This window comes from Pseudomonas sp. NPDC087615 (assembly GCF_044743445.1).
GTDB lineage: Bacteria > Pseudomonadota > Gammaproteobacteria > Pseudomonadales > Pseudomonadaceae > Aquipseudomonas > Aquipseudomonas baetica_A.
On the sequence record NZ_JBIUWM010000044.1, the window covers coordinates 1 to 24,756 of the forward strand.

21 protein-coding genes, 2 pseudogenes and 1 riboswitch are annotated in these 24,756 nt (G+C 59.7%); of the genes and pseudogenes, 11 read left to right on the top strand and 12 right to left on the bottom strand.

From position 1 onward, the window contains the following. Window positions 1–535, top strand: a pseudogene (locus ACIOU6_RS20200) (calcium-binding protein); the annotation flags it as partial. A gap of 96 nt (window positions 536–631) precedes the next feature. Here ACIOU6_RS20200 and ACIOU6_RS20205 read toward each other — a convergent pair. From ACIOU6_RS20205 to ACIOU6_RS20225, 5 genes are all read right to left on the bottom strand, one after another. After that, on the bottom strand, window positions 632–3,364 hold the full coding sequence (locus ACIOU6_RS20205) for a LuxR C-terminal-related transcriptional regulator (protein ID WP_401138718.1): 2,733 nt from the start codon (window positions 3,362–3,364) through the stop codon (window positions 632–634). Window positions 3,365–3,539: 175 nt separating this feature from the next. Next, window positions 3,540–4,904, bottom strand: coding sequence for a DUF1329 domain-containing protein (locus tag ACIOU6_RS20210; RefSeq protein ID WP_221731528.1), 1,365 nt, complete (start codon window positions 4,902–4,904; stop codon window positions 3,540–3,542). Window positions 4,905–4,931: 27 nt separating this feature from the next. Further along, complete coding sequence (locus ACIOU6_RS20215; protein ID WP_221731529.1) at window positions 4,932–6,821, bottom strand: DUF1302 domain-containing protein; 1,890 nt, start codon at window positions 6,819–6,821, stop codon at window positions 4,932–4,934. Between the two features lie 337 nt (window positions 6,822–7,158). Further along, window positions 7,159–8,841, bottom strand: coding sequence for a fatty acid--CoA ligase (locus ACIOU6_RS20220; RefSeq protein ID WP_401138719.1), 1,683 nt, complete (start codon window positions 8,839–8,841; stop codon window positions 7,159–7,161). Window positions 8,842–8,986: 145 nt separating this feature from the next. Then, a complete protein-coding gene (locus ACIOU6_RS20225) occupies window positions 8,987–10,171 on the bottom strand; it encodes an MFS transporter (protein WP_401138720.1) in 1,185 nt (394 codons plus the stop codon). A gap of 85 nt (window positions 10,172–10,256) precedes the next feature. Between ACIOU6_RS20225 and ACIOU6_RS20230 the strand changes: the two genes are divergently transcribed. Beyond that, the gene (locus ACIOU6_RS20230) at window positions 10,257–11,021 is read left to right on the top strand and encodes a helix-turn-helix domain-containing protein (RefSeq protein WP_221731602.1); all 765 of its coding nucleotides are present in this window, start codon (window positions 10,257–10,259) and stop codon (window positions 11,019–11,021) included. Window positions 11,022–11,138: 117 nt separating this feature from the next. Here the strand turns inward: ACIOU6_RS20230 and ACIOU6_RS20235 are convergent, their stop codons facing one another. Next, on the bottom strand, window positions 11,139–11,768 hold the full coding sequence (locus ACIOU6_RS20235) for a LysE family translocator (RefSeq protein ID WP_221731532.1): 630 nt from the start codon (window positions 11,766–11,768) through the stop codon (window positions 11,139–11,141). A gap of 91 nt (window positions 11,769–11,859) precedes the next feature. Here ACIOU6_RS20235 and ACIOU6_RS20240 point away from each other — a divergent pair, with 91 nt between their 5' ends. From ACIOU6_RS20240 to ACIOU6_RS20250, 3 genes are all read left to right on the top strand, one after another. Then, the gene (locus ACIOU6_RS20240) at window positions 11,860–12,825 is read left to right on the top strand and encodes a 2-hydroxyacid dehydrogenase (RefSeq protein ID WP_221731533.1); all 966 of its coding nucleotides are present in this window, start codon (window positions 11,860–11,862) and stop codon (window positions 12,823–12,825) included. Window positions 12,826–12,857: 32 nt separating this feature from the next. After that, complete coding sequence (locus tag ACIOU6_RS20245; protein WP_221731534.1) at window positions 12,858–13,856, top strand: class I SAM-dependent methyltransferase; 999 nt, start codon at window positions 12,858–12,860, stop codon at window positions 13,854–13,856. 40 nt (window positions 13,857–13,896) lie between these two features. Continuing rightward, a riboswitch (yybP-ykoY riboswitch) is annotated at window positions 13,897–14,019 on the top strand. A gap of 88 nt (window positions 14,020–14,107) precedes the next feature. Then, window positions 14,108–14,692: a TMEM165/GDT1 family protein gene (locus tag ACIOU6_RS20250; protein WP_221731535.1), complete on the top strand. Its 585-nt coding sequence runs from the start codon at window positions 14,108–14,110 to the stop codon at window positions 14,690–14,692. 122 nt (window positions 14,693–14,814) lie between these two features. Here ACIOU6_RS20250 and ACIOU6_RS20255 read toward each other — a convergent pair whose 3' ends face one another. Next, on the bottom strand, window positions 14,815–15,633 hold the full coding sequence (locus ACIOU6_RS20255) for a M48 family metallopeptidase (RefSeq protein ID WP_221731536.1): 819 nt from the start codon (window positions 15,631–15,633) through the stop codon (window positions 14,815–14,817). A gap of 1,350 nt (window positions 15,634–16,983) precedes the next feature. Between ACIOU6_RS20255 and ACIOU6_RS20260 the strand changes: the two are divergent. After that, a pseudogene (locus tag ACIOU6_RS20260) lies at window positions 16,984–17,181 on the top strand (HAMP domain-containing protein); the annotation flags it as partial. Between the two features lie 111 nt (window positions 17,182–17,292). Next, window positions 17,293–18,036: a methyl-accepting chemotaxis protein gene (locus tag ACIOU6_RS20265; protein ID WP_401138739.1), complete on the top strand. Its 744-nt coding sequence runs from the start codon at window positions 17,293–17,295 to the stop codon at window positions 18,034–18,036. A 111-nt stretch (window positions 18,037–18,147) separates the two neighbouring features. On the opposite strand, the gene ACIOU6_RS20270 is transcribed toward ACIOU6_RS20265, so the two are convergent. Genes ACIOU6_RS20270 through ACIOU6_RS20280 form a run of 3 tightly spaced genes read right to left on the bottom strand, consistent with a single transcriptional unit; the run spans window position 18,148 to window position 19,260 of the window. After that, window positions 18,148–18,771, bottom strand: coding sequence for an SOS response-associated peptidase (locus ACIOU6_RS20270; protein WP_401138721.1), 624 nt, complete (start codon window positions 18,769–18,771; stop codon window positions 18,148–18,150). Window positions 18,772–18,807: 36 nt separating this feature from the next. Next, a complete protein-coding gene (locus tag ACIOU6_RS20275) occupies window positions 18,808–19,068 on the bottom strand; it encodes a putative signal transducing protein (protein WP_221731539.1) in 261 nt (86 codons plus the stop codon). Window positions 19,069–19,077: 9 nt separating this feature from the next. After that, complete coding sequence (locus ACIOU6_RS20280; RefSeq protein WP_221731540.1) at window positions 19,078–19,260, bottom strand: CPXCG motif-containing cysteine-rich protein; 183 nt, start codon at window positions 19,258–19,260, stop codon at window positions 19,078–19,080. Window positions 19,261–19,399: 139 nt separating this feature from the next. On the opposite strand from ACIOU6_RS20280, the gene ACIOU6_RS20285 reads away from it, so the two are divergent. Continuing rightward, window positions 19,400–20,566, top strand: coding sequence for a 1-acyl-sn-glycerol-3-phosphate acyltransferase (locus ACIOU6_RS20285; RefSeq protein WP_401138722.1), 1,167 nt, complete (start codon window positions 19,400–19,402; stop codon window positions 20,564–20,566). A gap of 61 nt (window positions 20,567–20,627) precedes the next feature. Here ACIOU6_RS20285 and ACIOU6_RS20290 read toward each other — a convergent pair whose 3' ends face one another. Beyond that, window positions 20,628–20,906: a hypothetical protein gene (locus ACIOU6_RS20290; protein ID WP_221731542.1), complete on the bottom strand. Its 279-nt coding sequence runs from the start codon at window positions 20,904–20,906 to the stop codon at window positions 20,628–20,630. A gap of 194 nt (window positions 20,907–21,100) precedes the next feature. Between ACIOU6_RS20290 and ACIOU6_RS20295 the strand changes: the two genes are divergently transcribed. Further along, window positions 21,101–21,307, top strand: coding sequence for a hypothetical protein (locus ACIOU6_RS20295; protein ID WP_016770662.1), 207 nt, complete (start codon window positions 21,101–21,103; stop codon window positions 21,305–21,307). 191 nt (window positions 21,308–21,498) lie between these two features. Here ACIOU6_RS20295 and ACIOU6_RS20300 read toward each other — a convergent pair whose 3' ends face one another. Continuing rightward, a complete protein-coding gene (locus tag ACIOU6_RS20300; protein ID WP_221731543.1) occupies window positions 21,499–22,083 on the bottom strand; it encodes a YajG family lipoprotein in 585 nt (194 codons plus the stop codon). Between the two features lie 204 nt (window positions 22,084–22,287). Between ACIOU6_RS20300 and ACIOU6_RS20305 the strand changes: the two genes are divergently transcribed. Together ACIOU6_RS20305 and mqo are read left to right on the top strand one after the other, a co-directional pair. Then, window positions 22,288–22,521 carry a hypothetical protein gene (locus ACIOU6_RS20305; RefSeq protein WP_221731544.1) on the top strand — a complete coding sequence of 78 codons (234 nt, stop codon included), beginning with the start codon at window positions 22,288–22,290 and terminating at the stop codon, window positions 22,519–22,521. 705 nt (window positions 22,522–23,226) lie between these two features. Further along, window positions 23,227–24,735 (top strand): malate dehydrogenase (quinone), encoded by a 1,509-nt coding sequence (gene mqo, locus ACIOU6_RS20310; RefSeq protein ID WP_221731545.1) that lies wholly within the window; start codon window positions 23,227–23,229, stop codon window positions 24,733–24,735. The last annotated feature ends 21 nt before the right edge of the window (window positions 24,736–24,756 follow it).

Below are 24,756 nucleotides of genomic sequence, written 5' to 3' on the forward strand. Positions count from 1 at the left end.
CGAGACCAGCACCCTGATCAACGAAATCGACACCGTTCGCTCCTCGATCAATTACAGCCTGGGTGCCAATCTGGAAAACCTCGTGTTGACCGGCAGTGCCAACCTGTTGGGCTACGGCAACGCCCTGAACAACGTCCTTGCCGGCAATGATGGCAACAACGTTCTCAATGGCGGAGCCGGCAACGACACCTTAATAGGTGGCCGAGGCGTGGACATGCTCACCGGTGGCTCCGGAGCTGATACGTTTGTCTTCAACGACATTAGCGAAGTGGGTAAAGGCTCCCAACGTGACGTCATCTATGACTTCAACAGCCTGCAGGGCGACAAGATCGACCTGTCGGCATTTGACGCCAATCTCGGCACTGCCGGCCTTGATTCCTTCACCTTTATCGGTTCGGGCGACTTCACGGGCGCCGGTCAACTGCGTTTTATCGATCAGGTGCTCTCGGGCAACGTCTCCGGCAATGCCGGTGCGGACTTCGAGATTCATCTGGTCGGTGTGAACACGTTCTCCGCCCAGGACCTAGTGGCCTGAGTGAGATGAAATAACCGTTCTGCGCAATGCAGAATGGTGCAAAGAAAACGCCCCGAATTTATCGGGGCGTTTTCTTATGCAACGTGTACCCCATCGTTATCCCAGCACACCCAATTCTTTGGCCCGCGCCACCGCCTGCGTGCGTCGTTCCACCCCCAGCTTGCTGTTGATATGGCTGGCATGGGTTTTAACGGTATGCAGCGAAATGAACAGCTGTTCGCTGATTTCCTGATTCGAACAGCCTTGGGCGATCAGGCGCAGTACCGCCAGCTCCCGACTACTGAGCTGTTCGGCAGTGCAAAACTCGACAGCTGGGCGGACTGCAGCAGGCGGTATGTACTCGAGCAATTGTTGCCCAGACAACGAGGGTGAAGTCTGCAATTGCCCGCGCAACCAGTCTGCATGCCCTTTCACCAACACATCGAACGGTTGCAGCACGCCCCCCGCCGCCGCGTCCAGCGCCTGACTCAATGCCTTGCGTGCTTCTGGCTCTCGACCACCCGCTATTAGCAACGCCACTTTCTGCGTCAACGCCATCACGCTGAGCAATTGCCGCCCGGTTTGCTGTCCATTCTCATGCAGCACATTCAACCGACCTTCGGCGAGCATCGGCTGCCCTTTGATCACATCAAGCAACGCCTGTTGCAGCTCAACATGCAACGGCAACTGTGGATGAAATTCCGGCGGAGCCGCGGCGCGTTCACCCGTGTAAGTCTGGCCCAGTCGCGCCAGCCAGGCTTCAGCCAGATCAGTACGCCCCTGCGCCAGCCACAGTTCACATTTGACCAGCGTGATCATCGCCAGATAGTAGATGGGCGGTACGTCCCAGATGTGCATCAGGCGTTCGGCTTCGGCGAGTTCGGCGAAGGCTTTGGCGAATTCGCCGCTCGCGCCGTCCAGGCGTGCGATCACGCAGTGACCGATCAACACGCTGATATCACGACAGGCGCGCGCCTCGCCAATACCAGCCAGTAACCGCGCGCGCGCGGCCTGTGGCTGCAAGCGCATCGCCAGCAGAAAACCTTCGTACAGCGTCAGCCGTGCGCGCACCGCGTACAAGCGTTGCGGTGACAGGCCGCGCAGGCGCTCCAGGCCCTGGTGCACTTCATCCAATGCCCGCAGGATTTCGCCGCGCGCCTGCAACACGCGGGCTCGGTCGTAATGCGCCAAGGCTTCGAAGAGGGGATTGCCGACGCGTTGCGCCAGCTCAAGGGATTCGCGGTTCAGGCCACGGGCACGCCAAAGATCGCCGTCAGCGATTGCCAGATTGGACAGCGTCGACAAACACATCAGCCGTTGGCCATAACGCTTGGCCGGCAGGCTCTCCAGCGCTTCGGTGCAATACCTGAGGGTTAACTCACGATGGCCGCGGCCACGGGCAATGATTCCGCTCAGCGCCAGCCATTGCGCCAGCATCGACTTTTGCGCCGTGGCGGACGGGGCCGGCAGGAAACGACTCAAGTGGCTGGACAATTCTTCGGCCGCGTCGAGCTGACAGGCCAGCCCAAGCGCCCAGCTGTAAAGGACGATCAAGCGCGGTGTGCTGATCAGCAGACTATCGGGCAAGTCCATTTTCCAGCGCAGCAGCATGCCGACGTTTTGCTCGGCCAGCAGTTGTTCTTCTGAAAGGTTCTGTACCAGATTCGCCGCCACATCGAGGTGACCGGCGCGCAAGGCCTGTTCCACCGCTTCGTCGAGCAGGCCCTGGGCATTGAACCAGCGACAGGCACGCAGGTGCAGCGTGGCGGTCGGCACCATCGCCTGGGCAATCGGCCGGCTGCGCAACAGATCAGAAAACAAATGGTGATAGCGATACCAATGCCCGTGCTCATCCAGCGGCACCAGAAACACCTGATGCGCCAGCAGGAAACGCAGGATCTCGGCACTGTCATGGGCTTCACGCACCGCATCGCAGAGTTCGCTGCAAAAGCGTTCCTGCGGGGCAGTGTCGTAGAGAAACGCCTGCACTTCGGTGGGCAGACAATCGATGACTTCTTCGAGCAGATAGTCGCGGATCAGCCCTTCCCCGCCGTTCAGTGCCTGAGGCAAAGCGGCATCGCCGCCGGCTTCGGACACCGCCAGTAGCCAGAAACGCAATCCCGCCACCCAGCCTTCACTGCGCAGGATCAGATTCTCCAAGGCTTCGCCGCGCAATGAAGTGCTGTGGCGATCAAGTAACGTCAGGGCTTCGTCGTGGGTCAGGCGCAGATCCTGCTCATGCAGTTCAAGCAATTGCCGGGACAGGCGCAAGCGCGCCAGATGCCAGTCCGGGCGCTGCCGACTGGTGACCATCACCAGCAAGCCGTCGGGCAGGTGATTGAGGAAAAACTGCAGGCAACGGTCCAGGACCGGCCCTTGGGCGAGATGGTAATCGTCGAGCACCAACAACAATGGGCTCAGCGGATCGAGGTGCAACGCCAGCTCATCGAGCAGACCGTCGAGCCACTCTTCGAAGGCGAAGGGCTGATGGCGTTGACGCATTTTCAGCAGGCCGAGGGCGCGACTGCCCAATTGCGGAAAATAGTCCTGCAAGCCTTCGAGCAGGCGCTCGAGAAACCGCCCAGGGTCACTGTCGCGAGGGCTCAAACCCAGCCACAGACTTTGCCAGTGCGCAGGTAGGCTCTGACAGAACTCCACCGCCAACGAGCTTTTGCCGAACCCGGCGGGAGCGCTGACCAGCAACAGCCGTCCACCGAGCCCGGCTTGCAGGCGCTCGCAAAGGCGTGGTCGCAACACGTAGCCATCAGGCAACGGCGGGCGAAAAAAACGCCCGGCCAGTGCCGCGACAGCAACGCTTGCGGGGCCCGGAAGTGGGGACAGATCAGTCATGGCCGGCTCTTGTTCGAATTGCAGTTGGCGGCGTTGCAGATGTCCGCAGACTAGCCTTAAACGATCCGGTTATGAAGGTTGCTGCTACAAATGGCTACAAAAAAGCTACAGACAAAAAAACGCCCCGAACCAGTCGGGGCGTTTTCACGAGGATGCGGCCTCGCTTTACAACGGTTTAGCGAACGCCTTCCTGGCGCAAAGCAGCAGGGGTGAAGTCGCTGGTGGTGGCGGTGAAGCCGAAGTCATAGGCCTGTTTCTCTTCGTTCTTCATGCCCAGCGCCAGATAGCGGCCGGATTGCAGGTCGTAGAGCGTTTCCAGCGCGTACCACGGCACTTGCTTGTCGTAGTAGTTCTCGGCATGCGCCTCGGCTACACGCCACAGTTGGCCACGACCATCGTAATGGTCGATGACGGCTGCTTGCCAGGTGTCTTCATCGATGTAGAAGTCACGCTTGGCGTAGATGTGGCGCTGACCTTCCTTGAGAGTCGCCACTACGTGCCAGACGCGACGCAACTCGTAACGCGCCAGATCCTGGTTGATATGGCCAGCCTTGATGATGTCGGTGTATTTCAGTTTCGGATCGTCGAGCTTGTAGCTGTCGGAGGCGATGTACATCTCTTTCTTGCCTTCGAGTTTCCAGTCGTAGCGATCCGGCGCACCGTTGTACATATCGAGGTTGTCGGAGGTACGCAGACCATCCGCCGCAGTACCCGGGCCGTCATAGGACACTTGTGGCGCGCGACGCACACGACGCTGACCGGCGTTGTAGACCCACGCCGAACGTGGCTCTTTCACTTGGTCAAGGGTTTCGTGCACCAGCAGCACGCCACCGGCCAGACGCGCCGGCGCGGTCACTTTCTGTTTGAAGTAGAACAGGATGTTGCCCGGGTTCTTCGGATCGTAGTCCTTCATCTTGTCGCGGAACACGAACTGGTCCTGGAAGTACACTAGGCTGAACGAGCCATTCGGTTGCGGCGTCGCCTGGGTCACCAGACGGGTCACGCTGCCGCCGCGATAGCGGGTGATATGGTTCCAGATGACTTCCACACCGCTTTTCGGGATCGGGAACGGTACGGCCGTTTCGAAGTTCTCCAGCCCGTTGCCGCCGGACACCAGATTGGTATTGGTGGCGTTTTTCTTGATTGCGGCAAACACGTCATCCGGCACGGTAGCACCGCGATGGGACGGGTAAACCGGCATCTTGAAGCTATCCGGGTAGCGCTTGAACATCGCGTACTGCCCCGGGGCGAGCTTGTCCTTGTATTGATCCACGTTCTGCGCAGTGATGGTGAACAGCGGTTTCTCGCTTGCATAGGGGTCAGACAGGAACCCCTTGCTGTCGACTGTGCCTGCATTTTTCGGCAGCGGTTTCCAGGCCGGAATCGAACCGTCGGCATTACCGGCCATTTCGGCGCCCATCGGGGTCAGGCTCTTGCCCAGTTTGTCGGCTTCGGCAGCAGGCACCGCGGCCATGACACCGGTCGCCAGCAGCGACAGGCCCAGAACGCTGGCATGGAACAGACTCTTTGTTATTTTCATAAATTCGTTCGTCCTGAAATGCAGTGCTTAGAAGTTCACGCCGAAGCTGAGCGCTACGAAATCGCGGTCATCCACCGTGGTGTACTTGCCGTCGAAGAAGTTGGTGTACGCCAGGCTCGCGGTGTAGGTGTTCTGGTACTCGGCATCGACGCCCAGGCTGACGGCTTTGCGACCTTCCTCGAAGTTGCCGCCAGGGCCTGGCGAGTAGCCGCTGACGTCATGAGACCAAGCCACGTTCGGCTTGAGGTTCACGCCAGCGAATACATCGTTGTATTCCCAGATGGCGCGACCGCGGTAGCCCCAGGACGCGGCAGTGGTGAAACCTTCGTTGGTGCAATTGCGACTGCGGTTGTTCTGCGGCGAGCCTGGCCCCGCACCGTTGATGGTGCCGTTGTTGAGAATGTTGGCGCAGGTGTCGACGCCACCGGTGGCTGGCAGTTCACCCGGGCCGTAGACCGGATCACGGCCATAACGCTTGTCGGACTTGCTTTCCAGACCGCCCACGTAAGTCATGCCCACCTCACCCACCAGGGTCAGACGGCTGGCGCCCATCACCTGATCGAAGAAGTGCGTGAAGGTGGTTTGCAGTTGGGTGATTTCCTTGCGCTCGTAACCATGCAGATCCTGGCCTGGAACGCCGTCGAGCAGCGATGCATTGCTGTACGGGCCACCCAGCGGACGCACACCGGCGAACAGGATGTCGGTGGAGTTCAGTTGTACCGGCGCGTTCGGGCGATAGCTGATTTCACCGCTCCACGCCGTACCGGTAGGCAGGGTGGTGGAGAAACTCAAGCCGTAGAGACGGATGTCTTCAGGGTATTCGACAAAGTACTTCGAGTTACCCGCGACCAACAGCGGCCCGAGTGCACGAAATGCCGCAGGTAGTGCCGCCACGCCGTTATAGACCGATTGTGGCGCGCCCGTGGCGCTGAAGATCGGCGCACGGCTGTGGTAGTTCATGAAATAAGCACCGAATTCGGTGTCCAGCGGCTCGTACATGTACCGGAAGGACGCGCCCCACTGACCACTGTCACGGGCATCGCGGTCGGCGCCGCGGCGCACCAGAACGCCCTCTTCGTTGACATTGACCCCGTTGGCAGCCAAAGGCCCCAAGGCGACCCCCGGGATCTGCGAGCGCTTGTTCAGCACCCGCAGGTTGTCGGTGCAGCCGTCGGCAATGATGTCCGGCTGCGCGAAGAAGGTGCCGCAGTTGTCGACGACGGTCTGGTCCCATTCCAACTGATAGAACGCTTCGGCCGACAGGTTTTCAGTCAGGCTCTGGGACACGTAGAACATGTTGACCGGGATCAGGCCTTCCTTGATCTCGGCGCCCGGACGACGGAAGGCAGACACGTCGATCGGGTTGATCGAGTTGATACCGCCACCGATGAAGGTACTTTCACCCCAGCTTACGACCTGCTTGCCCAGACGCACGGAGCCTGGTTCATCGGCAATGGAGTAGTTGTGGTAGACGAAAGCATCGAGGATCTGACCGCCCGAAGATTTGGCACCCTCCTTGCGGTTGTTGTCGCTGATGTCCTTGAACTGGCGGCTTTCATCCTTGAGTTCAAAGTCGTACCAGTATTTGCCACGAACGAAAACGCCGGTGTCGCCGTATTTCAGTTCGAGATCATGGATACCCTTGAAGATCTTCGAGAACGTCTCACCGCTCTTGAAGTTGGCGTGACCGTCGTCTGATGTCTGCGACAGGCCATGGCCGCCGTTGTTGACGCCGATGAGGTTCTTGTTCGGCTGCTGAGTAGACCAACTGGCACCGACCGACAGGGACGAGTCGAACTGGCCCTCGATTTCACCGACGTTGAAACTGACGCCGAATGCGGGCCCGGCGAGCGAAGAGGCAAGACTGACCGCCAAAGGCAGTTTTGCCCGGCGCCAGAACTGGTTTACTGAGGTCATCGACGCTACTCCATGTGCATTATTGTTATGGCAGTGAGTACTTTTAAAAACGCCTGAAGGACCGGCTGCCAAAGGCTGACCGAAATCACTCCAAAGATGCATCGCCCCGTTTTGTGCGTGTGCCCCGTTCTTAAAAATCCTTGAGTGGACTATAGCCAGCAGGTTGTAGAGCTTGATCCCTCTAAAGTGTGATTTGCAGCTGCCGGCCACTCTGGAACAGTCCTTTTGCCAGTCCGACAAATGTCGGCACGGCAAGGATGGCTGATTTTTTCGATTTCACAAGCCAAGCGCTTGCTTGGTGGGCCTGACGCGCCGTTTTCGGCGCGCCGGCAGACACTCAGAGTGTCGAGAGGAAGGTGCTGTTGTTGGCCTGCCATTCGGTGATGTCGAGGCGGATGCGCTTCTTGTCGAGCTTGCCAACGCTGGTCTTGGGAATTTCGGTAACAAGGGCAATCTGGCTCGGAATCGCCCACTTGCTCAGGTGCCCCAGTTCCACAAATGGCTTGAGGTGTTCCTTGAGCTCACGCGCCCCGATCTCGTGCCCTTCACGGATCACCAGTAGGGCAAACGGACGCTCCCCCCACTGCGGATCGGCGATGCCCACCACTGCTACTTCGCGTACCGCGACATGGCGGCTGATCAGGTCTTCGAGGTCCAGCGAGGAAATCCATTCGCCACCGGTCTTGATCACGTCCTTGATGCGGTCACGGATGTCGATCACGCCCATGCTGTCGAGCGTTGCCACGTCACCGGTGTGCAGCCAGCCGCCGGTCCAGAGCTCAGCGCCCTTCTGCGGCTCGTTGAAATAGCCTTCGGTCAGCCATGGTGCGCGCAGCACCAGTTCACCCTGCGTCTCGCCGTCGGCCGGGAGGAAATTGCCCTCGGCGTCGATGATCGCGGCTTCCACCAGCGGTCCAGGGACACCGGCCTTGATCCGATAAGTGGTGCGTTCATCCTCGGTACCGGCCATCAACTCATCGTTGAGGTGTGCGCAGGAAATCAGCGGCCCGGTTTCCGACATGCCGTACGCCGCCGTGAGCTGAATGCCGCGCGCCTTGGCGGTTTCATACAAGGTGCGGTTGAGGGCGCTGCCGCCAATGACGATTTTCCAGCCACCGAAATCGGTGTCCTGCGCACCTTTGGCGTTGAGCAGCATTTGCAGGATGGTCGGCACGCAATGGGAGAACGTGACCTTCTCCTTGCGCCACAACTCCACCAGAAACTCCGGATCGTAACGCCCCGGGTAAACCTGTTTGAGCCCGAGCATGGTCGCCACATACGGCAGGCCCCAGGCGTGTACGTGGAACATCGGGGTGATCGGCATGTACACGTCGTTGGTGCCAAGCAGGCGCACGCTGTCGATGGAGCCCATTATCGTCGACACGCCCATGGTGTGCAGCACCAGTTGCCGATGGGTGAAATACACGCCTTTCGGGTTGCCGGTGGTGCCAGTGGTATAGAACGTGGTGGCAACCGAATTTTCGTCGAAATCCTGGAAGTCGTACTGCGGGCTCGCGGCGGCCAGCAGGTGTTCGTACTCGCCTACCAGATTCGGCAGCTCGGCGGTTTTCTCCGGCAAGTCAGTCAGTAGCAGGGTTTTCTCGACCGTGGTCAGGTGCGGCGCGATCGCTTGGTACAGCCCGACGAACTCGCTGTTGACCAGCACAAAGCGGTCCTCGGCATGGTTCATGGTGTAAAGGATCTGTTCCGGCGACAGACGCACGTTGATCGTGTGGATCACCGCGCCGATCATCGGAACGGCAAACATGCACTCCAGATAACGATGGCTGTCCCAGTCCATCACCGCCACGGTGTCACCGGCCTTGACGCCCGCCGCCGTCAGCACGTTGGCCAGTCGCGCCACACGCTCGATCAGGGTCGGATAGCTGTAGCGCAACTGGTCTCGGTAGACGATCTCGCGGGTTTTCTCGTAACGGGCGCCGGACATCAGCAGCCGTTTAATCAGCAATGGATACTGGTAGGCCCCATCGGCCGGGGGAATGACGCGAGTCTGCAACATAAGAATCCCTTTTCTGACTGCACGGTGTTGGCGTAGAGATTTGCACTCTAGAACCCTTATACGCCAGCCAAATCAGCCGAAGGAATGATTTGCACAGCCGTACAAATGCTAGCTTTGCGCCAGCATTTGCGGTTTTCGCCATCGATCAGGCGGTTTGTCCTACAGCCTCTTCAGAAGGCGTCCGAGGGAAAACCACCGCTGCGAGGAAGGTCAAAGCGCCGAAACCCGCAAGAATCAAGTACAGGCCTACGAAACCATGACGCGGTTCGACATAGGAAATCAGCGGAATCGCCGTCGCACTGGCACCGAACGATAAGCAGTAACGCAGGGCGAAGACGCGCGATTGCCACTGCGGGGCAACGAAGTTGGCAACCATCGCATCGTTGACTGTTACCTGACCGAACACCACGAACATGAATGCCGCACCCAGCGCGATCACTGCCCAGCCCTCGGCATAGGCCAGCGCAATCAACAGTGGCGCCTGGCACAACGTCAACACAATGAACGGCCATTTCAGACTGATCCGGTGCAGCACTCGACCGATGCTCAACTGCGCGACCGCGCCAAAGGCATAAGCCAGGCTGACCACCACACCGAGGGTTTGCGGCGAAGCGAACAGGTCATGCAAACGCTCCTGAAACAGTTTCGGATAAGTCATGGTGGTGGCGTTGAACACTACGCCGCCGGTGGCTGTGGCCAATGCCAGAACGCCGAACACCATAACCATGGAAATGCGCTGGCCGGCGGCCCCTTTGAGTGGCGTGTGCGGGCGTTTCGGAATCGGTTCTTCGCGTACCTGCAAAGCGAAACCCACACCTAAAATAATCGCCACTGCACCCGGCAGCAGAAACGCCGAGCGCCAACCGAATTGCGCCACCAGCAACCCGGTGATCAGTGCCGAAAACGCCACGCCAAGATTGCCCCACATGCCGTTGATGCCGATTTCACGGCCACGGTTTTGTGCGTAGGCCACCAGCATCGCCGTACCGACCGGGTGATAAATCGCCGCAAAAATACCGATCAGGGTCAGACCGATCACCAGCATGGTCGGACTGCTGCTCAGGCCGGTGAAAATCGCCGAAGCGCCGATGCCGAAGAAAAACACCCTCATCATCTGCCGCCGACGCCAGTGATCGCCCAGCCAACCAGCGGGTAGCGAACAGGCGCCGAAGGCAATGAAACCGCCCAGCGACAGGCCGATCAGCGCGGCGTAATCGAGACCGAACGCCTGAGTCATGCCGAGCACAGCGGCGGGAAAAATCAGCATGAACATGTGGTCGATCACATGCGCGGCGTTGATATAGCGAATGACGTTTCTGGATTGATTCATGGCGGCACGCTTTACGTTGTTGTGTGGCGCTTATGCTAAGTTGGCCATAAAGCGCATTCCTGCCAAGCAAGTCATCGAAACAGACATGTTGATCAGCCACTTCGGACATGGCCCGGTGAGTGCCTATCCACGGGATTATCTGGATGGCGCGCACCAGCCGCTGCACATGCATCGAGAGGCGCAGCTGCTGTATGCCGTCCGCGGGATCATGCGCGTGGTCACGGAATCGGGAGCGTGGGTGATTCCGCCGAGTCGCGCGGTGTGGATTCCACCCGAGGTGGCGCACGAGATTTTCATGAGCGGCGACGTGCAGATGCGCTCGCTGTTCATCGCGCCTGCACTGTCGCCCGCCAGCCTGCAAAAGTGCTGCGTTTTGGCCGTGACACCGCTGCTGCGCGAGCTGATCCTGCGCGCGGTGCAAGGGCCGCCGCACGCCGACAACCCGCTGATTCAGCAGTTGATGCTCGAAGAACTCGCCAGTCTGGAAAACCTGCCGTTGCACATTCCGATGCCCACCGACCGGCGCCTGCAAAATATTTGTCTGGCGCTGCTGCACACCCCGGATCATGCCAATACGCTGGAGGATTGGGCACAGCAGGTCGGCGCCAGCTCACGCACGTTGGCGCGGCTGTTTCAGCAACAGTTGAAGATGAGTTTCAACGCCTGGCGCCAGCAACTGCGCCTGATGGAAGCTCTGCCCCGCCTGCTCGCCGGGGACAGCGTGCAGCGTGTGGCGCAGGATTTGGGCTATGGCAGCGCGCGGGCATTCAGTGCGATGTTTCGCCGTTTGCTCGGGGAAAATCCCCGCGACTACCTCAATAATCTGAGCAAACTCAGCGAACTGGTGTAAGACCCTGTGGGAGCGAGCCTGCTCGCGAAAGCGGTCTTTCAGCCACCAATAATGTCGACTGACCCAACGCCTTCGCGAGCAGGCTCGCTCCCACAGGTTTAAGTCGCGGTTCTGAGATCAGTGCATCTCGGTGAACGCCAGTTTCACGCCGATGGCGATCAGCACCGCGCCCATGGTGCGGTCGAACCAGTGGCCCATGCGGGCGAAACCGGCGCGCACGCGTTGCTGGCTGAAAAGCATCGCCACGAGGCAGAACCACACAGCAGTTGCAACCGCCAGGTAAACCCCGTAACCGGCCTGCACCGACAGCGGCGTGTGCGGGTTGATCACCACGGTGAACAGCGACAGGAAAAACAGCGTGGCTTTCGGGTTCAGGCCGTTAGTCACGAAGCCCGAAGTGAAAGCGCCGCGCGCAGTGCGCTCACCGGCCTCTTTGTGCAGATCATCGGTGACGGTTTTCGCCGGTTGCGCGCGCAAGGCCTTGAAGCCGATGTACAGCAAGTAAGCCGCCGCCGCCCATTTCAACGCGTTGAACAGCACGATCGATTGCGACACGATCAGGCCGATACCGAGCAACGAATAGCCAACGTGCAGGAAAATCGCCGTGCCCACACCCAGCGCCGTCCATGTACCGGCGCGGCGACCGTGGGTCACGCTTTCACGCACGACGACGGCAAAGTCCGGGCCGGGGCTGGCGACGGCCAGCAGGTGGATCAATGCAACGGTCAAGAACTCGGTCCAGTACATGGGGGCTCCTTTCGGCCAGGCGTAACGCTTTGTTTCATCTGATAGGCTCGGCAGATTACGCCTTCCGTTCAACGCACAAAAGGTACAGTTGATGACGAACCCGCGCCGCGCCGTATTCCTCGATCACCCTTCGCTGGATCTCGGCGACCTTGACCTCAGCCCTTTGCGCGCCTGCTTCAGCGACTTGCAACTGTTCGCCCAGACCCTGCCTGAACACGTCGCCGAACGCTTGCAAGGCGCCACGGTGGCCATCTCCAACAAGATCCTGATCGACGACGCAGCGATGGCCGCCAGCCCGGATCTGAAACTGATCCTGATCACCGCCACCGGCACCAATAACGTTGATCTGGCCGCCGCCCGTGCTCGTGGCATCACCGTGTGCAACTGCCAGGGTTACGGCACGCCATCGGTGGCGCAGCATACGATCATGCTGCTGCTCAATCTCGCCACGCGCTTGGCCGATTACCAGCAAGCGGTGGGCGAAGGTCGCTGGCAGCAAGCAAAACAGTTCTGCCTGCTGGACTACCCGATTGTCGAACTGGAAGGCAAAACCCTCGGTCTGCTCGGGCATGGCGAACTCGGCGGTGCCGTTGCCAGGTTGGCCGAAGCGTTCGGCATGCGCGTGCTGCTTGGGCAGATTCCCGGCCGCCCGGCCCGGCCGGATCGTCTGCCACTGGATCAATTGCTGCCGCAAATCGATGCCCTCACCCTGCACTGTCCGCTCAACGAGCACACCCGCCACTTCATCGGCGCCCGCGAACTGGCGTCGATGAAGCCCGGCGCGTTCGTGGTCAATACCGCCCGTGGCGGACTGATCGACGAACAGGCCTTGGCCGACGCCTTGCGCAATGGCCATCTCGGCGGCGCCGCTACCGATGTGCTCAGCGTCGAGCCGCCCACCCAGGGCAATCCACTGCTGGCCGCCGACATCCCGCGCCTGATCGTCACCCCGCACAACGCTTGGGGCAGTCGCGAGGCCCGGCAACGTATCGTGGGTCAATTGACTGAAAACGCTCAGGCGTTTTTCAGCGCTAAGGCGCTGCGAGTCGTCAGTTGATAAACTGCGGCACTTTTTTTTGAGGAGCAGTTATGGATCCGCGCAGTGAAGTACTGCTTCGTCAGGCCGAGTTATTCCAGGGTTCGCTATTGCTGGCCGGTTTGCCTGCCGACGATTTGCTCGCACGTCTGCCCAACGCGTTTGGCTGGTGCTGGCACGCCGGCGATCAAGCCGCGCTCGACGCTCGTTTCGAAGGCCGCAGCCACTTTGGCGTGAATATCCCGGAGCGCGAATTCGACAGCGCCGTGGTGTTTCTGCCCAAATCCAAAGACCTGACCGATTACATCCTCAACGCTGTGGCCGCACGTCTGCCGGGGCGTGAGGTGTTTCTGGTCGGGGAAAAACGCAGCGGCATCGAGGGTGCGTCCAAGCAACTCAACCCGTTCGGCAAGCCGCGCAAACTCGACAGCGCCCGTCACTGCCAACTGTGGCAAGTGACCGTGGCCAACGCGCCTGAAGCGAAATCGCTGGAAAGCCTGGCGCAGACTTACGAATTGCCACTGGCTGAAGGCCCGTTGAAAGTCATCAGCCTGCCGGGCGTGTTCAGCCACGGCCGACTGGATCGCGGCAGTGCCCTGCTGCTGGAACATCTGGACAAACTGCCGAGCGGTCATCTGCTCGACTTCGGTTGTGGCGCGGGGGTGTTGGGAGCAGCGGTCAAACGTCGTTACCCGCACAACCAGGTCACGTTGCTGGACGTCGATGCGTTTGCTGCGGCCAGCAGTCGTCTGACCTTGGCGGCCAACGGCCTGGAAGGCGAGGTGCTGACCGGTGACGGAATCGATGCGGCACCAATGGGTTTGAGCGCGATTCTGAGCAACCCGCCGTTCCACGTTGGCGTGCACACCGATTATTTCGCCACCGAGAACTTGCTGCGAAAAGCGGCAAAACATCTGAAAAACGGCGGCGAACTGCGCTTGGTGGCGAACAGCTTCCTGAAGTATCAGCCACTGATCGAAGAGCATCTGGGCGTGTGCGCGATCAAGGCCGAAGGCAACGGTTTCCGGATTTACCGGGCCAAGCGTGGCTAGAAATTTGTGCTTGCTCTATCGGATTTGCCTAGGCAGAATCCGCTCCGTCCTAGGGGAGTAGTCTCCCACGAGCGCCAAGCTCGTCCGGCATACGTCAACATACTTGATCCTCAGATCATGGCGTATGCGACCCAAGCGTCCGCACCAGACGGATAGCAGGGTTTGACAAGACCTATGACACGCACACCTTACCCGGGGCGGGAAGGCTGTACGTGTCATAGCCGTGTCGACCCGCCCCTTAGGAAATCCTGATGCTGGACTCGTTACTCGTTCCCACCGCAATCGTTGCCTTGGCCGAAATCGGCGACAAGACGCAACTGCTCGCGCTGATTCTCGCCGCTCGCTTCCGCAAACCCTGGCCGATCATTGCCGGTATTGTCGCCGCAACGCTGGCCAACCACGCAGCAGCCGGTGCGGTCGGTGCCTGGTTCGGCAGCTTCTTCTCCGATTCTGTCCTGCACTGGATCCTTGCCGCCAGCTTCACAGCCACGGCGTTGTGGACGCTGGTCCCAGACAAGATGGACGACGATGAAGCGAGCACGGCACGCAAATTCGGGCCCTTCCTGACCACGCTGATCGCGTTCTTCCTGGCGGAAATCGGTGACAAGACCCAAATCGCCACGGTGATGCTGGCTGCGCAATATCCGGAATTGTGGCTGGTGATTATCGGCACCACCCTGGGCATGTTGATTGCCAACGTGCCGGTGGTATTGGCGGGTAATTTTGCGGCGGAGAAACTGCCACTGACATTGATCCGTCGCTTGGCGGCTTCGGCATTCCTGATTTTGGCAGTCGTTGCGGTGTACAAGGCGATGCAGAGCAGTGGCTGGGTTTGACGACGTAAGTCTATAGACCCTGTCATCGTTCTTCGCGAACAAGCCCGCTCCCACCATGGAATGCATTCCAAAGTCGGAGCGGGCTTGTTCGCGAAGGGGCAATCAGCCTCGCTGCATAACCATCAGGACTTCGGCGCTTTCTCGTACAGCGGCATGACTTTCGGAATCGCCGCCTGCAACGAGGCAATACGGCTGGTCGACGCCGGGTGAGTGCTCATGAACTCCGGTGGAGAACCTTCCGAAGCCTTGCTCATCTTGTTCCACAAGGTGATCGCCGCGTTCGGGTTGTAACCGGCGCGAGCGGCCAGTTCCAGACCAATCAGGTCGGCTTCGTTTTCGTTGGCACGGCTGTTGGGCAAGGTCATGCCGTAGTTGGCCACGGTGTCGGCCAGCGCCAGGCTGTCCTGCCCCAGACCAAACAGTGCACCCGCGCCCTGCTTGGCCATTTCAACGCCATAGGCCTTGGACATCGCTTCACGACCGTGCTCGCGCAGGGCGTGGGCAATTTCATGGCCCATGACCGCCGCGATTTCATCGTCGGTGAGTTTCAGGCTGTCGATCAGCCCGGTGTAGAAGATGATCTTGCCGCCGGGGCCGCAGTTGGCGTTGAGCTCATCGCTCTTGATCAGATTGACTTCCCATTGCCATTGCGCGGCATCCGGGCGGAAGTTCGGCGCCTGAGCGATCAAGCGGTTAGCAATCGCCTGAACGCGCTTGGCCTCAGGACTGGTTTTGTCCAGTACGCCTTTGCTCGAAGCCTCGCCGACGGTTTTCTGATACGACTGGGCATACATCTGGTCGACCTCTTGCGAGGACAGCATGCTGAACATGTACTGCTTGCGCTCCACCCCTACGGCTCCGCCGCTGGTGGTGTTGACCGACTGACAACCGGCCAGCAACAGCGCTGCGCTCAGTGCACTTACAACCAATGTCTTGTTCATTCAAAAGCTCCCTGAAAACGTGCGCGTATCGTAGGCGGGTAATTGTATCCGCGCCAGATACAACAGACGTGTTGCAGCAGCTTTCAGATATTTCCCGCCCGCACTGTCGTAAAAAATTCACAGCGACCGCAAGCCCCCGACAACTGCGCCGCGCACGCATCCATTTGCGACATCCCCACCCAATTGCGCCTCGCGCCACTCATGGCTCATTGCCCGCTGCCGATACATCACCGCAGACGTCCTCTTGCGTGCGGAGCTCCCATGAAGTTCAAGTCGATCCAGTTTTCCGTCGCCGCCCTGGCCGGCGCTATCGTACTCAGCGTGGTTGCCGCGCTGGTGCTGTACGCGCTGTTCTCCGGCGCCCGCACTCAGGAAATGGTGCAGCAACGCACCCAGGCCCAGTTTGAACAAGTCATCGAACAGCGACTGACCTCACTGGCACAAACCCAGGTCAGCCAGATTCAGCGCGAACTCGAAGCGCCGTTACTGATTGCCGGCGGACTGGTGCGGGTCAACGCCTTGCTCGGCACGCCCGGCGCCGATGGCCAGCCACGCCTGAGCGTCAGCCGTGAACAGTTGATCAGCCTGATCAAAGAGAACGTCGAAAAGAACCCGAAGATTCTCGGCACCTACATCGCGTGGGAAAAAAACGCACTGGACCACAATGACGCAGCCTATGTCGGCACCCGCGTCGTCGGTATCGACGCGGCCAACGGGCGCTTCCTGCCATGGTGGTTCCGCAACGACGATGGCACCCTGGGCCTGGACAAACTGGTGGACGTCGACGACCAGAAAGTCCTCTCTACCGGTGTGCGTGCCAGCGAGTATTACTTGTGCTCGAAAGAGAGCAAAAAATCCTGCGTGATTGATCCTGCGCCCTACAAGGTCGGCGACAAGATCGTCATGCTCGCCTCCTTTATCGAACCGATCATGCTCAACGGTGCATTCCAGGGCATCGTCGGCGCCGACCTGTCGGTGAACTTCATCCAGGAAATGCTTCTGGGCGCCAATCAGAAACTCTACAGCGGCGCCGGAGAAATGGCCCTGATCGGCAGCAATGGCCGGATCGTCGCCTACACCAAGGATCCGAGCAAATTCGGCGAAAAGGTCAGCGACATTCTCGACGCCGAACAGATTGCCAACATGGCCAACCTCAAGCGCGGCGAAGTCACCTACTCCGTCAATAAGGACAAGGGGCGCATCGAATTGTACTTGCCGTTCGGCATTGGCCAGACCGACGCGCGCTGGACGTTGATGCTGCAACTGCCGCTCAACGCGGTGATGGCTGATCTGCAAAAACTGCAGGGAGACCTCGATGCCCAGCGCAAGTCCGACACCTTCGGCATGGCCATGGTCGGTCTGATCATCGCGGGCGTCGGCCTGCTGGTGATCTGGCTGGTGGGCCACGGCATTGCCCGGCCACTCAAGCAGATGGTCGCGATGCTGGATGACATTGCTCAGGGCGAAGGTGATCTGACCCGTCGCTTGAGCAGTGATCGCAGCGACGAATTGGGTTCGATTGCCAAGGGTTTCAACACCTTCCTGAGCAAGTTGCAGGCGATGATTACCCAAGTGGTGACGTCGGTGCAGAGCGTCAGCGACTCGTCGGAACACACCGCCGACATCGCGATTCGCACCAACATCGGCATCCAGAAACAAATGGCCGAGATCGATCAGGTCGCCACCGCCGTGCAGGAAATGACCGCCACCGCGCAAGATGTGGCGCGCAACGCGACCCAAGCGGCGCAAGCGGCGAGCCATGCCGATCAAGCCGCCAGCCAGGGCATGCAGATTGTCCGCGACACCTCCCACTCGATTGGCGTGCTGGCGGTGGAAATCGGCAAGGCTGTGGGGGTGGTGCAAACCCTGGCCAAGGACAGCGAGAACATCAACGCGATCCTCACCGCGATTCGCGGGATCGCCGAACAGACCAACCTGCTGGCGCTGAACGCGGCGATCGAAGCGGCGCGCGCCGGCGAACAGGGCCGTGGCTTTGCTGTGGTGGCGGACGAGGTGCGCAATCTGGCGCAGAAGACCCAAAAAGCCACCGAAGAAATCCAGACCATGATCCAACAACTGCAACAGGGCACCCGCGATGTGGTGCGGGTCATGGAAGACAGCCAGAACCGCACCGACGAAAGCGTGCAGCACGCCTCGAAAGCGGCCGAGGCGCTGGAGACGATTACCCAAGCGGTGTCGGTGATCAACGACATGAATACGCAGATTGCCAGTGCGGCCGAAGAGCAGAGCGCGGTGGCCGATGACATCAACCGCAACGTGATCAATATCGGGCAAGTAGCCAATGAAGTGGCGGGCGGTGCGGATGAGTCGAGTTCGGCCAGTGCCGACCTGACTAAATTGGCGGAGCAGCAGCGGCGGTTGATCAATCAGTTCAAGGTTTAGGACGCTGGAAGGCTCTTCAAACCTTTTCGCGAGCAGGCTCGCTCCCACCGTTGCAATGCATTCGAATGTGGGAGCCAGCCTGCTCGCGAAGGGGCTGGCACTGACAACCCATTAACCCGGAGTCAGACACTCCGGCCCGTTGAGCTTCGGATCATTGACCAGGTTCGCCAGCACCCGCTCGCGCAACGCCGTGGGTTCACTGGCGAGCAACGCCTGCAGCACATGCAGCGGCGTCTCGGGATTGAGCCAGGCCGCCTGCCCCGCTTCATCCAGAATCAACGGCCGGCGCTGACTGGCCGCCGCCTGAGTGATCACCGCCGTGCTCAGCCATACCTGTTCCTGAACCGGATACGCTTCCCAGATCGCCGCAAAAAACAGCGAAGAGCCCTCCCCCGGCGTCAGCCAGTACGGGCGCTTGCGCTGGGTCCCGCGCCATTCGTAAAAGCCGTTGGCCGGCAGCAGGCAGCGACGCAGGCGCAGTGCTTCGCGAAACATTGGCTGCTCGGCCACTGTTTCTGCCCGAGCATGAGCAGGCGTGCGGGACAGATCGGTCAGCCACGGCGGCGTCAGCCCCCAACGGGCACGGGCCAGCGAGCGCTGACCGTCCGGCTCGGCACGCAGCATCAACACCGAATCATTGGGGGAAATGTTCCACTGGGCCAGTTGATCGGCAGGAAAACCTGGCAGGGCCGCGAAGTCGCGGTTCCAGCGAAACAGGGCATAACGTCCACACATGGGGCAACACGACTCAGAAATAAAACGAACGTCAGCCTAACAGACCAGCGTACCGGGGAAGCTCTCCGGTTCATCGCCGGGCAGCGGCAGCGCGGCATTGTACGCGGTGATCAGTTCGCGGGCGTATTGCGCCTGATCGTTGTCCACCGACAACCCCAGCAGGCCAAAGATCGGCAACTCGCCCGTGCCGCCGAGCAAATCCCGGCCCACCAAGTGCGCTTCGATGCCTTCGCTGGCGAGCATGCCTTTGAGCATTTCGCCTTCCATCAGGCTCTCCGGTTCGTAGATTCGCTGCATGGGCGCCCCTCACTCGTTTTCGCTGAAGACTTCCAGGTGCCATTCTTCTTCGTGAACCTGCAATACGAATGTGATCGGCCGACAACACACCTGACAGTCCTCGATGTAGGTCTGATCGCCGCCGGACAGGTCCAGCGTCGTCTCGACACCTTCACCACAATACGGACATTCATACAGTGCGCTTTCCAGCATCGCGGTCTCCCAAGTGACTTGTGCGTATAATCGCCGGTCTATTTGCAGGGCTATTTTTGTCTGGCTGACTTTTCAGACCGTGCCCCGTTGGTTTTCGATCAAAACCTTTACTAACCCTAGCCGTTTCCAACAAGAGAGCATGAAGGGCGAAAACGATGCCATCCGACCTTACGACGACAGCGAAGTACCTGCGGTACTGGCAAGACTGCTCGGCGACAAGGCGTTTCTAGATATCCTCACCCACTTCCGCTTCCCGCGTTTTGCCGGTGCTTTCGGCTGGATGCTCAAACCCCTTATAGCCCATCGGCTGCGTCGTGAGTTCGCCGGCGTCAACTCGGTAGCTACCTTACAAGATAAAGTCGAGTTCTACGTCGACCACACCATTGAACGCGCCACCGATGGCGTGACCTACACCGGTGTCGAGCAATTCAAGTCCGGCAGCGCCTATCTGTTCATCGCCAACCACCGTGACATCGTGATGGACCCGGCCTTCGTCAACTACGCCGTCTACCACGCCGGCCTGCCGACCCCGCGTATCGCCATCGGCGACAACCTGCTGCAAAAGCCGTTCGTCAGCGATCTGATGCGCCTGAACAAGAGTTTTATCGTTCACCGTTCGATCACCGGGCGCCGCGAGAAGATGGCCGCGTACCAGTTACTGTCGGCCTACATCAACCACTCGATCCGCAACGATTGCGCGTCGATCTGGATCGCTCAGGCCGAAGGCCGGGCGAAGGATGGCGACGACCGCACCGAGTCGGCGATCCTCAAGATGTTCCACATGAGCCGCAAGGACGAACCGTTCGGCGAAGTGATTCAGTCCCTGAACGTCACTCCGGTGTCGATCAGCTACGAATACGACCCGTGCGACCAGGCCAAGGCCCGCGAGCTGTACATCCGCGCCACCACCGGCACCTACGCCAAAGTGCCGGGCGAAGATGACGTGAGCATTGCCAAGGGCATCACCGGCTACAAGGGCCGGGTGCATGTGAACTTTGCCGCACCGATCACCGAGTGCTTCGAAGACACCAAGCAATTGGCGATCGAGATGGACAAGCAGATTCTGGGCGGTTATCGCCTGTTCCCGGTGCATTACCTGGCGTATGCGCAGTGGGCGGACGCTGATCCACAACTGAACGTGCCGAAGGCTGCCGAGGTATTCCCGGCCGATGAGCTGGCCAAGGCGCAAGAAGAGTGGCAGAACCGACTGGACGCTTGCCCTGAAGCGCATCGCCCGTATCTGGTGCTGCAATATGCGACGCCGGTGCGCAATCAGTACCGGGTCAAAGCGGGTTTACCGCTGTAAGCGGTGTCGGCCAGATACAGAAACGGCGCTCTCGAGCGCCGTTTTTTATGCCTGAAAATTATCAGTAGCGCGTGCTGATCCACGAAATGAGCAGCGCCAGGCCCAGGCAGGCAAAGCCAAAGCGATAGAAAAACCGGTTCATACGCAGAGTCGCCCAATCCAGAATCGGTTCGGCGTTGGGCTGAGCCTGACGCTGGGCCGCGATACTGGCCATGGCGCGCTGTTCACGGCGGCGGGTCGCGTGCAGCAACCAACTGCCCGGAAACGCGAGCAACAGTGCCAGCAGATTGATCAATTTGGCGGGATGGGCGGTAAACAGCGTCATCAAGTGCAGCGACATCACAGACCCTCAAACTTAATCGGTGTGGCAGGCGCCAGACGCGACGACCGCGGCGCGGATTTTACCGAAACATACCTTCGACGCCTCACCTTTACGACAAATAACGCATCAATCGACCGATGGCTGTCCTGTGTCACGGCTTCGTCATGTGGATGCACCACCATGCGCGCCTCGAAACCGACACGGAACACGTCATGCTTCACGCTGAAAACCAGGATCGCCTGTACCTCATCACCCCATACGACGATCAGCAAAGCCTCGTCGGCAGCCTTGCCTTCAATGTTCAGGATCGCCACTGGCTGGTGTATTGCGCCCTCGGCGGGCATCAGCATGCGGATTTGCCCGAAACGGATTTGCTGACGGGTGTGAGCGTCCTCGACTTCTATTCGCAAGCCGCCTGACCCGCCGCTGTTCACTGCGGGAGGGGGCTGGCTCCCGAAGACTGAGTATCAATCAACTTCCAGATTGACTGATCCAGCGCTTTCGCGAGCAAGCCCGCTCCCACAGGGGATTTGTGCAAGGTTCAAAATAGCGGCCACAAAAAAGCCCGGAGCCATCACTGGCACCGGGCTTTTTTATCTGCGCCGAAAGCTTACTCGGCGAGGACCTGACCCACGGTCGGATCCTTGAACAGACGCGTCAGCGCATCGCTCAACACGTCGCTGACCAGTTTGGTGTTGGTTTCCTGGTTGGGCGCCATGCCGAAGCGCTGGTCAAGCGAAGCGCCGTAACGGCCGCTGTAGCGACGGTTGGCGTTCTGCACGTCGGAGCGGAAGGTCGCACCGATCGTCGCTTCGGTCACGTACATGCCTTCTTTCGGCGACTGGTATTTCAGCTCCGCCAGGGTCACGGTCAACTGCGGCGCGTTCGGTGCGTTGTTGGTCGGGGTGAACCCGAGCAGACGCACGGCGGCTTCAGCCTGAGCCTGCAACTTGGGCAGGATCTGCTCGCGCTGCACGCTGATGACGCTGGTTTCCGGGTACAGACCGCCACGGGTACCCAAGGTTGGCGACGGACGACCGTCGACCACACGCACCACCACCGGCTGGCCACGGCCGACCGCCGCCAGTTGCGTGGTCAGCTTCGGCTCCGGACTCAGTTGTTGCGGGCTGTGGGCGCAGCCGGCCAGAGTCAAACCGGCCACAGTGATCAAACCGAACAACAGGCGTTGCAACATGCTCTTCTCTCCAGAATCAGGCACAAACAGGCCGGCAGTATAGCGGTGGGCCACTGCGCGGAACCAGCACCGCACAATGAATACTGAAATGTCTGACAAACCCTGATGAAAGCGGTTCCTGTCACAGATTGTTCACCGCCCATACACCTTGACGTCACGGCCTGCGGGCAACCTTGAACCAGTCCTCCAACAAGGTACTCGGCCATGCGCTATTTGATCTCGTTGTTCGCCCCACGCCCGCTGCACCGCTGCTTTGCGCTGCTCGACCGCAACGGCCACTGCCAGGCGTTCAAGCAGTGCAGCCTGCAGCCAATGGGCGACGGATGGGTGGAAATCGAAGAAATCCGCCTTAATTGGTTGCATAAGCCGCTGCCTGCCAGCGCCCGGATCGCCCAGCGTCAACCGCGCGCAAACGCTCAGGTACAGTTGAGCATCTGACCGGATGCCTAATAAAAGTCATTAAACACAACCAACTCCGCGCATTTCTTCGATACAATCTCCCCCCGATTATAAGGACGTCTCCTGATCGGGCCCCGCAACAGCGTCAATGCGCATGCATCGACATCCAAATCGCCCACAGAGAGCCGCCCACACAGATCGAGTGAAGTTGGCGTGCTTGCCTGTTCTTGCGGCAAAAACCCGCTTTTCGCGAATCTGCAGAGCTGTCATTACGCTCGGCCACCGAGATGTTTTGCCCCTTCGGGCAGGTTGCCAGGCTTGGACAGCCCTTTTTTGAGGTTCACGTCTTCAAAAGAGCGTGAAAAAAACGGGTTTTCACAACTTCACAAGAGTGTGGCGAGCAAATGAATAGTTTTGCGTCTGAACATGCACCATTAGCGTCTGAAACAGCCCAACGACACAGGACCGGATATACCTCGAATACCGGAGCCTGAAGCCTGTCCGCTACGGATTTGGTTGCACAAAACGGATGTCTCGACCATAAGTCGAATTGCCAGCCGCGCGCTGAAATGAGTTCATGGAACTCGTAAAGCCAGGCCGCATGCGTCCGTCGAAGTTGCGAAAAATTGCGAAGATTCGGACATGGCGAACCTGACCATGGGTATCCAGGGTTTACTGACCTGCCCTTGAATGCCTGGCAGCCATGCCGACAATTTGGTGCTGCAGATTTTGGAGACGCGTTAAATGGCGCATAACGAAGCAGTCGATGTAGTTCTGGTTGGGGCCGGCATCATGAGTGCCACCCTTGCCGTACTGCTCAAAGAGCTCGATCCGGCGATCAAGCTGGAAGTTGTCGAGCTGATGGATTCCGGTGCTGCCGAGAGTTCCAACCCATGGAACAACGCCGGTACCGGCCACGCCGGCCTGTGTGAGCTGAACTACACGCCGCAAGCGGCTGATGGCACCGTCGACATCAAGAAAGCCGTGCACATCAACACCCAGTTCGAGGTGTCCAAGCAGTTCTGGTCGTACCTGACCAAGAAAGGCACCTTCGGTTCGTGCAAATCCTTCATCAGCCCGGTACCGCATCTGAGCTTCGTGCAGGGCGACAAAGGCGTTTCCTTCCTCAAGGAACGCTTTGACGTGCTGCACAAGCACCACGCGTTTTCCGACATGGAATACACCGAAGACAAGGCCACAATGGCCGAGTGGATGCCGTTGATGATGCCGGGGCGCTCGCCGGACGAAGTGCTCGCCGCAACCCGCGTGATGAACGGCACCGACGTCAACTTCGGCGCCCTGACCAATCAATTGCTCAAGCACCTGACCAGCGCCCCCGACGCTCAAGTCAAATACTGCAAACGCGTCACCGGCCTCAAGCGTAACGGCGCCGGCTGGACCGTCAGCATCAAGGACGTCAACAGCGGCAGCAGCCGTGAAGTCGACGCCAAATTCGTTTTCCTCGGCGCGGGTGGCGCGGCACTGCCGTTGCTGCAGGCTTCGGGTATCGAAGAAAGCAAAGGTTTCGGCGGTTTCCCGATCAGCGGCCAGTGGCTGCGTTGCGATAATCCGGAAGTGGTCAAACACCACCAGGCCAAGGTCTACAGCCAGGCAGCGGTGGGTTCGCCACCGATGTCGGTGCCGCACCTGGACACCCGCGTGGTCGATGGCAAGAAATCCCTGCTGTTCGGGCCATACGCCGGTTTCACCACCAAGTTCCTCAAGCACGGTTCCTTCATGGACCTGCCGCTGTCGGTCCGCGCCGGCAACATCGGCCCGATGCTGGCGGTAGCAAAAAACAACATGGACCTGACCAAGTACCTGGTCAGCGAAGTGATGCAATCGATGGAGCAGCGCCTGGATTCCCTGCGCCGTTTCTACCCGGAGGCGAAAGCCGAAGACTGGCGCCTGGAAGTGGCCGGCCAACGCGTGCAGATCATCAAGAAAGACCCGAAAAAGGGCGGCATCCTGCAATTCGGTACCGAGCTGGTTTCGGCCAAGGACGGCTCCCTCGCCGCCCTGCTCGGAGCCTCGCCGGGTGCGTCGGTGACCGTTTCGATCATGCTAGAACTGATCGAGAAATGCTTCCCGGCCAAGGCCAAGGGTGAGTGGGCGGCCAAACTGGCGGAAATCTTCCCGGCCCGTGAAAAAGTCCTGGAAACCGACGCTGCGCTGTATCGCAAGATCAACACGCAGAACAACATCGCTCTGGAATTGGTTGAAGAAAGCAGCGAGACCCCAAGCTACGCTTGATCTTGCCGCATAAAAAACGCC

Coding starts and splice junctions, on each gene's coding strand:
- ACIOU6_RS20250 (WP_221731535.1), top strand. CDS start 14,108: ATGCTGGACTCGTTACTCGTTCCCACCGCAATCGTTGCCTTGGCCGAA.
- ACIOU6_RS20235 (WP_221731532.1), bottom strand. CDS start 11,768: ATGTACTGGACCGAGTTCTTGACCGTTGCATTGATCCACCTGCTGGCC.
- ACIOU6_RS20215 (WP_221731529.1), bottom strand. CDS start 6,821: ATGACCTCAGTAAACCAGTTCTGGCGCCGGGCAAAACTGCCTTTGGCG.
- ACIOU6_RS20265 (WP_401138739.1), top strand. CDS start 17,293: ATGGCCGAGATCGATCAGGTCGCCACCGCCGTGCAGGAAATGACCGCC.
- mqo (WP_221731545.1), top strand. CDS start 23,227: ATGGCGCATAACGAAGCAGTCGATGTAGTTCTGGTTGGGGCCGGCATC.
- ACIOU6_RS20285 (WP_401138722.1), top strand. CDS start 19,400: ATGAAGGGCGAAAACGATGCCATCCGACCTTACGACGACAGCGAAGTA.
- ACIOU6_RS20220 (WP_401138719.1), bottom strand. CDS start 8,841: ATGTTGCAGACTCGCGTCATTCCCCCGGCCGATGGGGCCTACCAGTAT.
- ACIOU6_RS20295 (WP_016770662.1), top strand. CDS start 21,101: ATGCTTCACGCTGAAAACCAGGATCGCCTGTACCTCATCACCCCATAC.
- ACIOU6_RS20270 (WP_401138721.1), bottom strand. CDS start 18,771: ATGTGTGGACGTTATGCCCTGTTTCGCTGGAACCGCGACTTCGCGGCC.
- ACIOU6_RS20305 (WP_221731544.1), top strand. CDS start 22,288: ATGCGCTATTTGATCTCGTTGTTCGCCCCACGCCCGCTGCACCGCTGC.
- ACIOU6_RS20300 (WP_221731543.1), bottom strand. CDS start 22,083: ATGTTGCAACGCCTGTTGTTCGGTTTGATCACTGTGGCCGGTTTGACT.
- ACIOU6_RS20230 (WP_221731602.1), top strand. CDS start 10,257: ATGTTGATCAGCCACTTCGGACATGGCCCGGTGAGTGCCTATCCACGG.
- ACIOU6_RS20240 (WP_221731533.1), top strand. CDS start 11,860: ATGACGAACCCGCGCCGCGCCGTATTCCTCGATCACCCTTCGCTGGAT.
- ACIOU6_RS20205 (WP_401138718.1), bottom strand. CDS start 3,364: ATGACTGATCTGTCCCCACTTCCGGGCCCCGCAAGCGTTGCTGTCGCG.
- ACIOU6_RS20210 (WP_221731528.1), bottom strand. CDS start 4,904: ATGAAAATAACAAAGAGTCTGTTCCATGCCAGCGTTCTGGGCCTGTCG.
- ACIOU6_RS20245 (WP_221731534.1), top strand. CDS start 12,858: ATGGATCCGCGCAGTGAAGTACTGCTTCGTCAGGCCGAGTTATTCCAG.
- ACIOU6_RS20290 (WP_221731542.1), bottom strand. CDS start 20,906: ATGTCGCTGCACTTGATGACGCTGTTTACCGCCCATCCCGCCAAATTG.
- ACIOU6_RS20255 (WP_221731536.1), bottom strand. CDS start 15,633: ATGAACAAGACATTGGTTGTAAGTGCACTGAGCGCAGCGCTGTTGCTG.
- ACIOU6_RS20225 (WP_401138720.1), bottom strand. CDS start 10,171: ATGAATCAATCCAGAAACGTCATTCGCTATATCAACGCCGCGCATGTG.
- ACIOU6_RS20280 (WP_221731540.1), bottom strand. CDS start 19,260: ATGCTGGAAAGCGCACTGTATGAATGTCCGTATTGTGGTGAAGGTGTC.
- ACIOU6_RS20275 (WP_221731539.1), bottom strand. CDS start 19,068: ATGCAGCGAATCTACGAACCGGAGAGCCTGATGGAAGGCGAAATGCTC.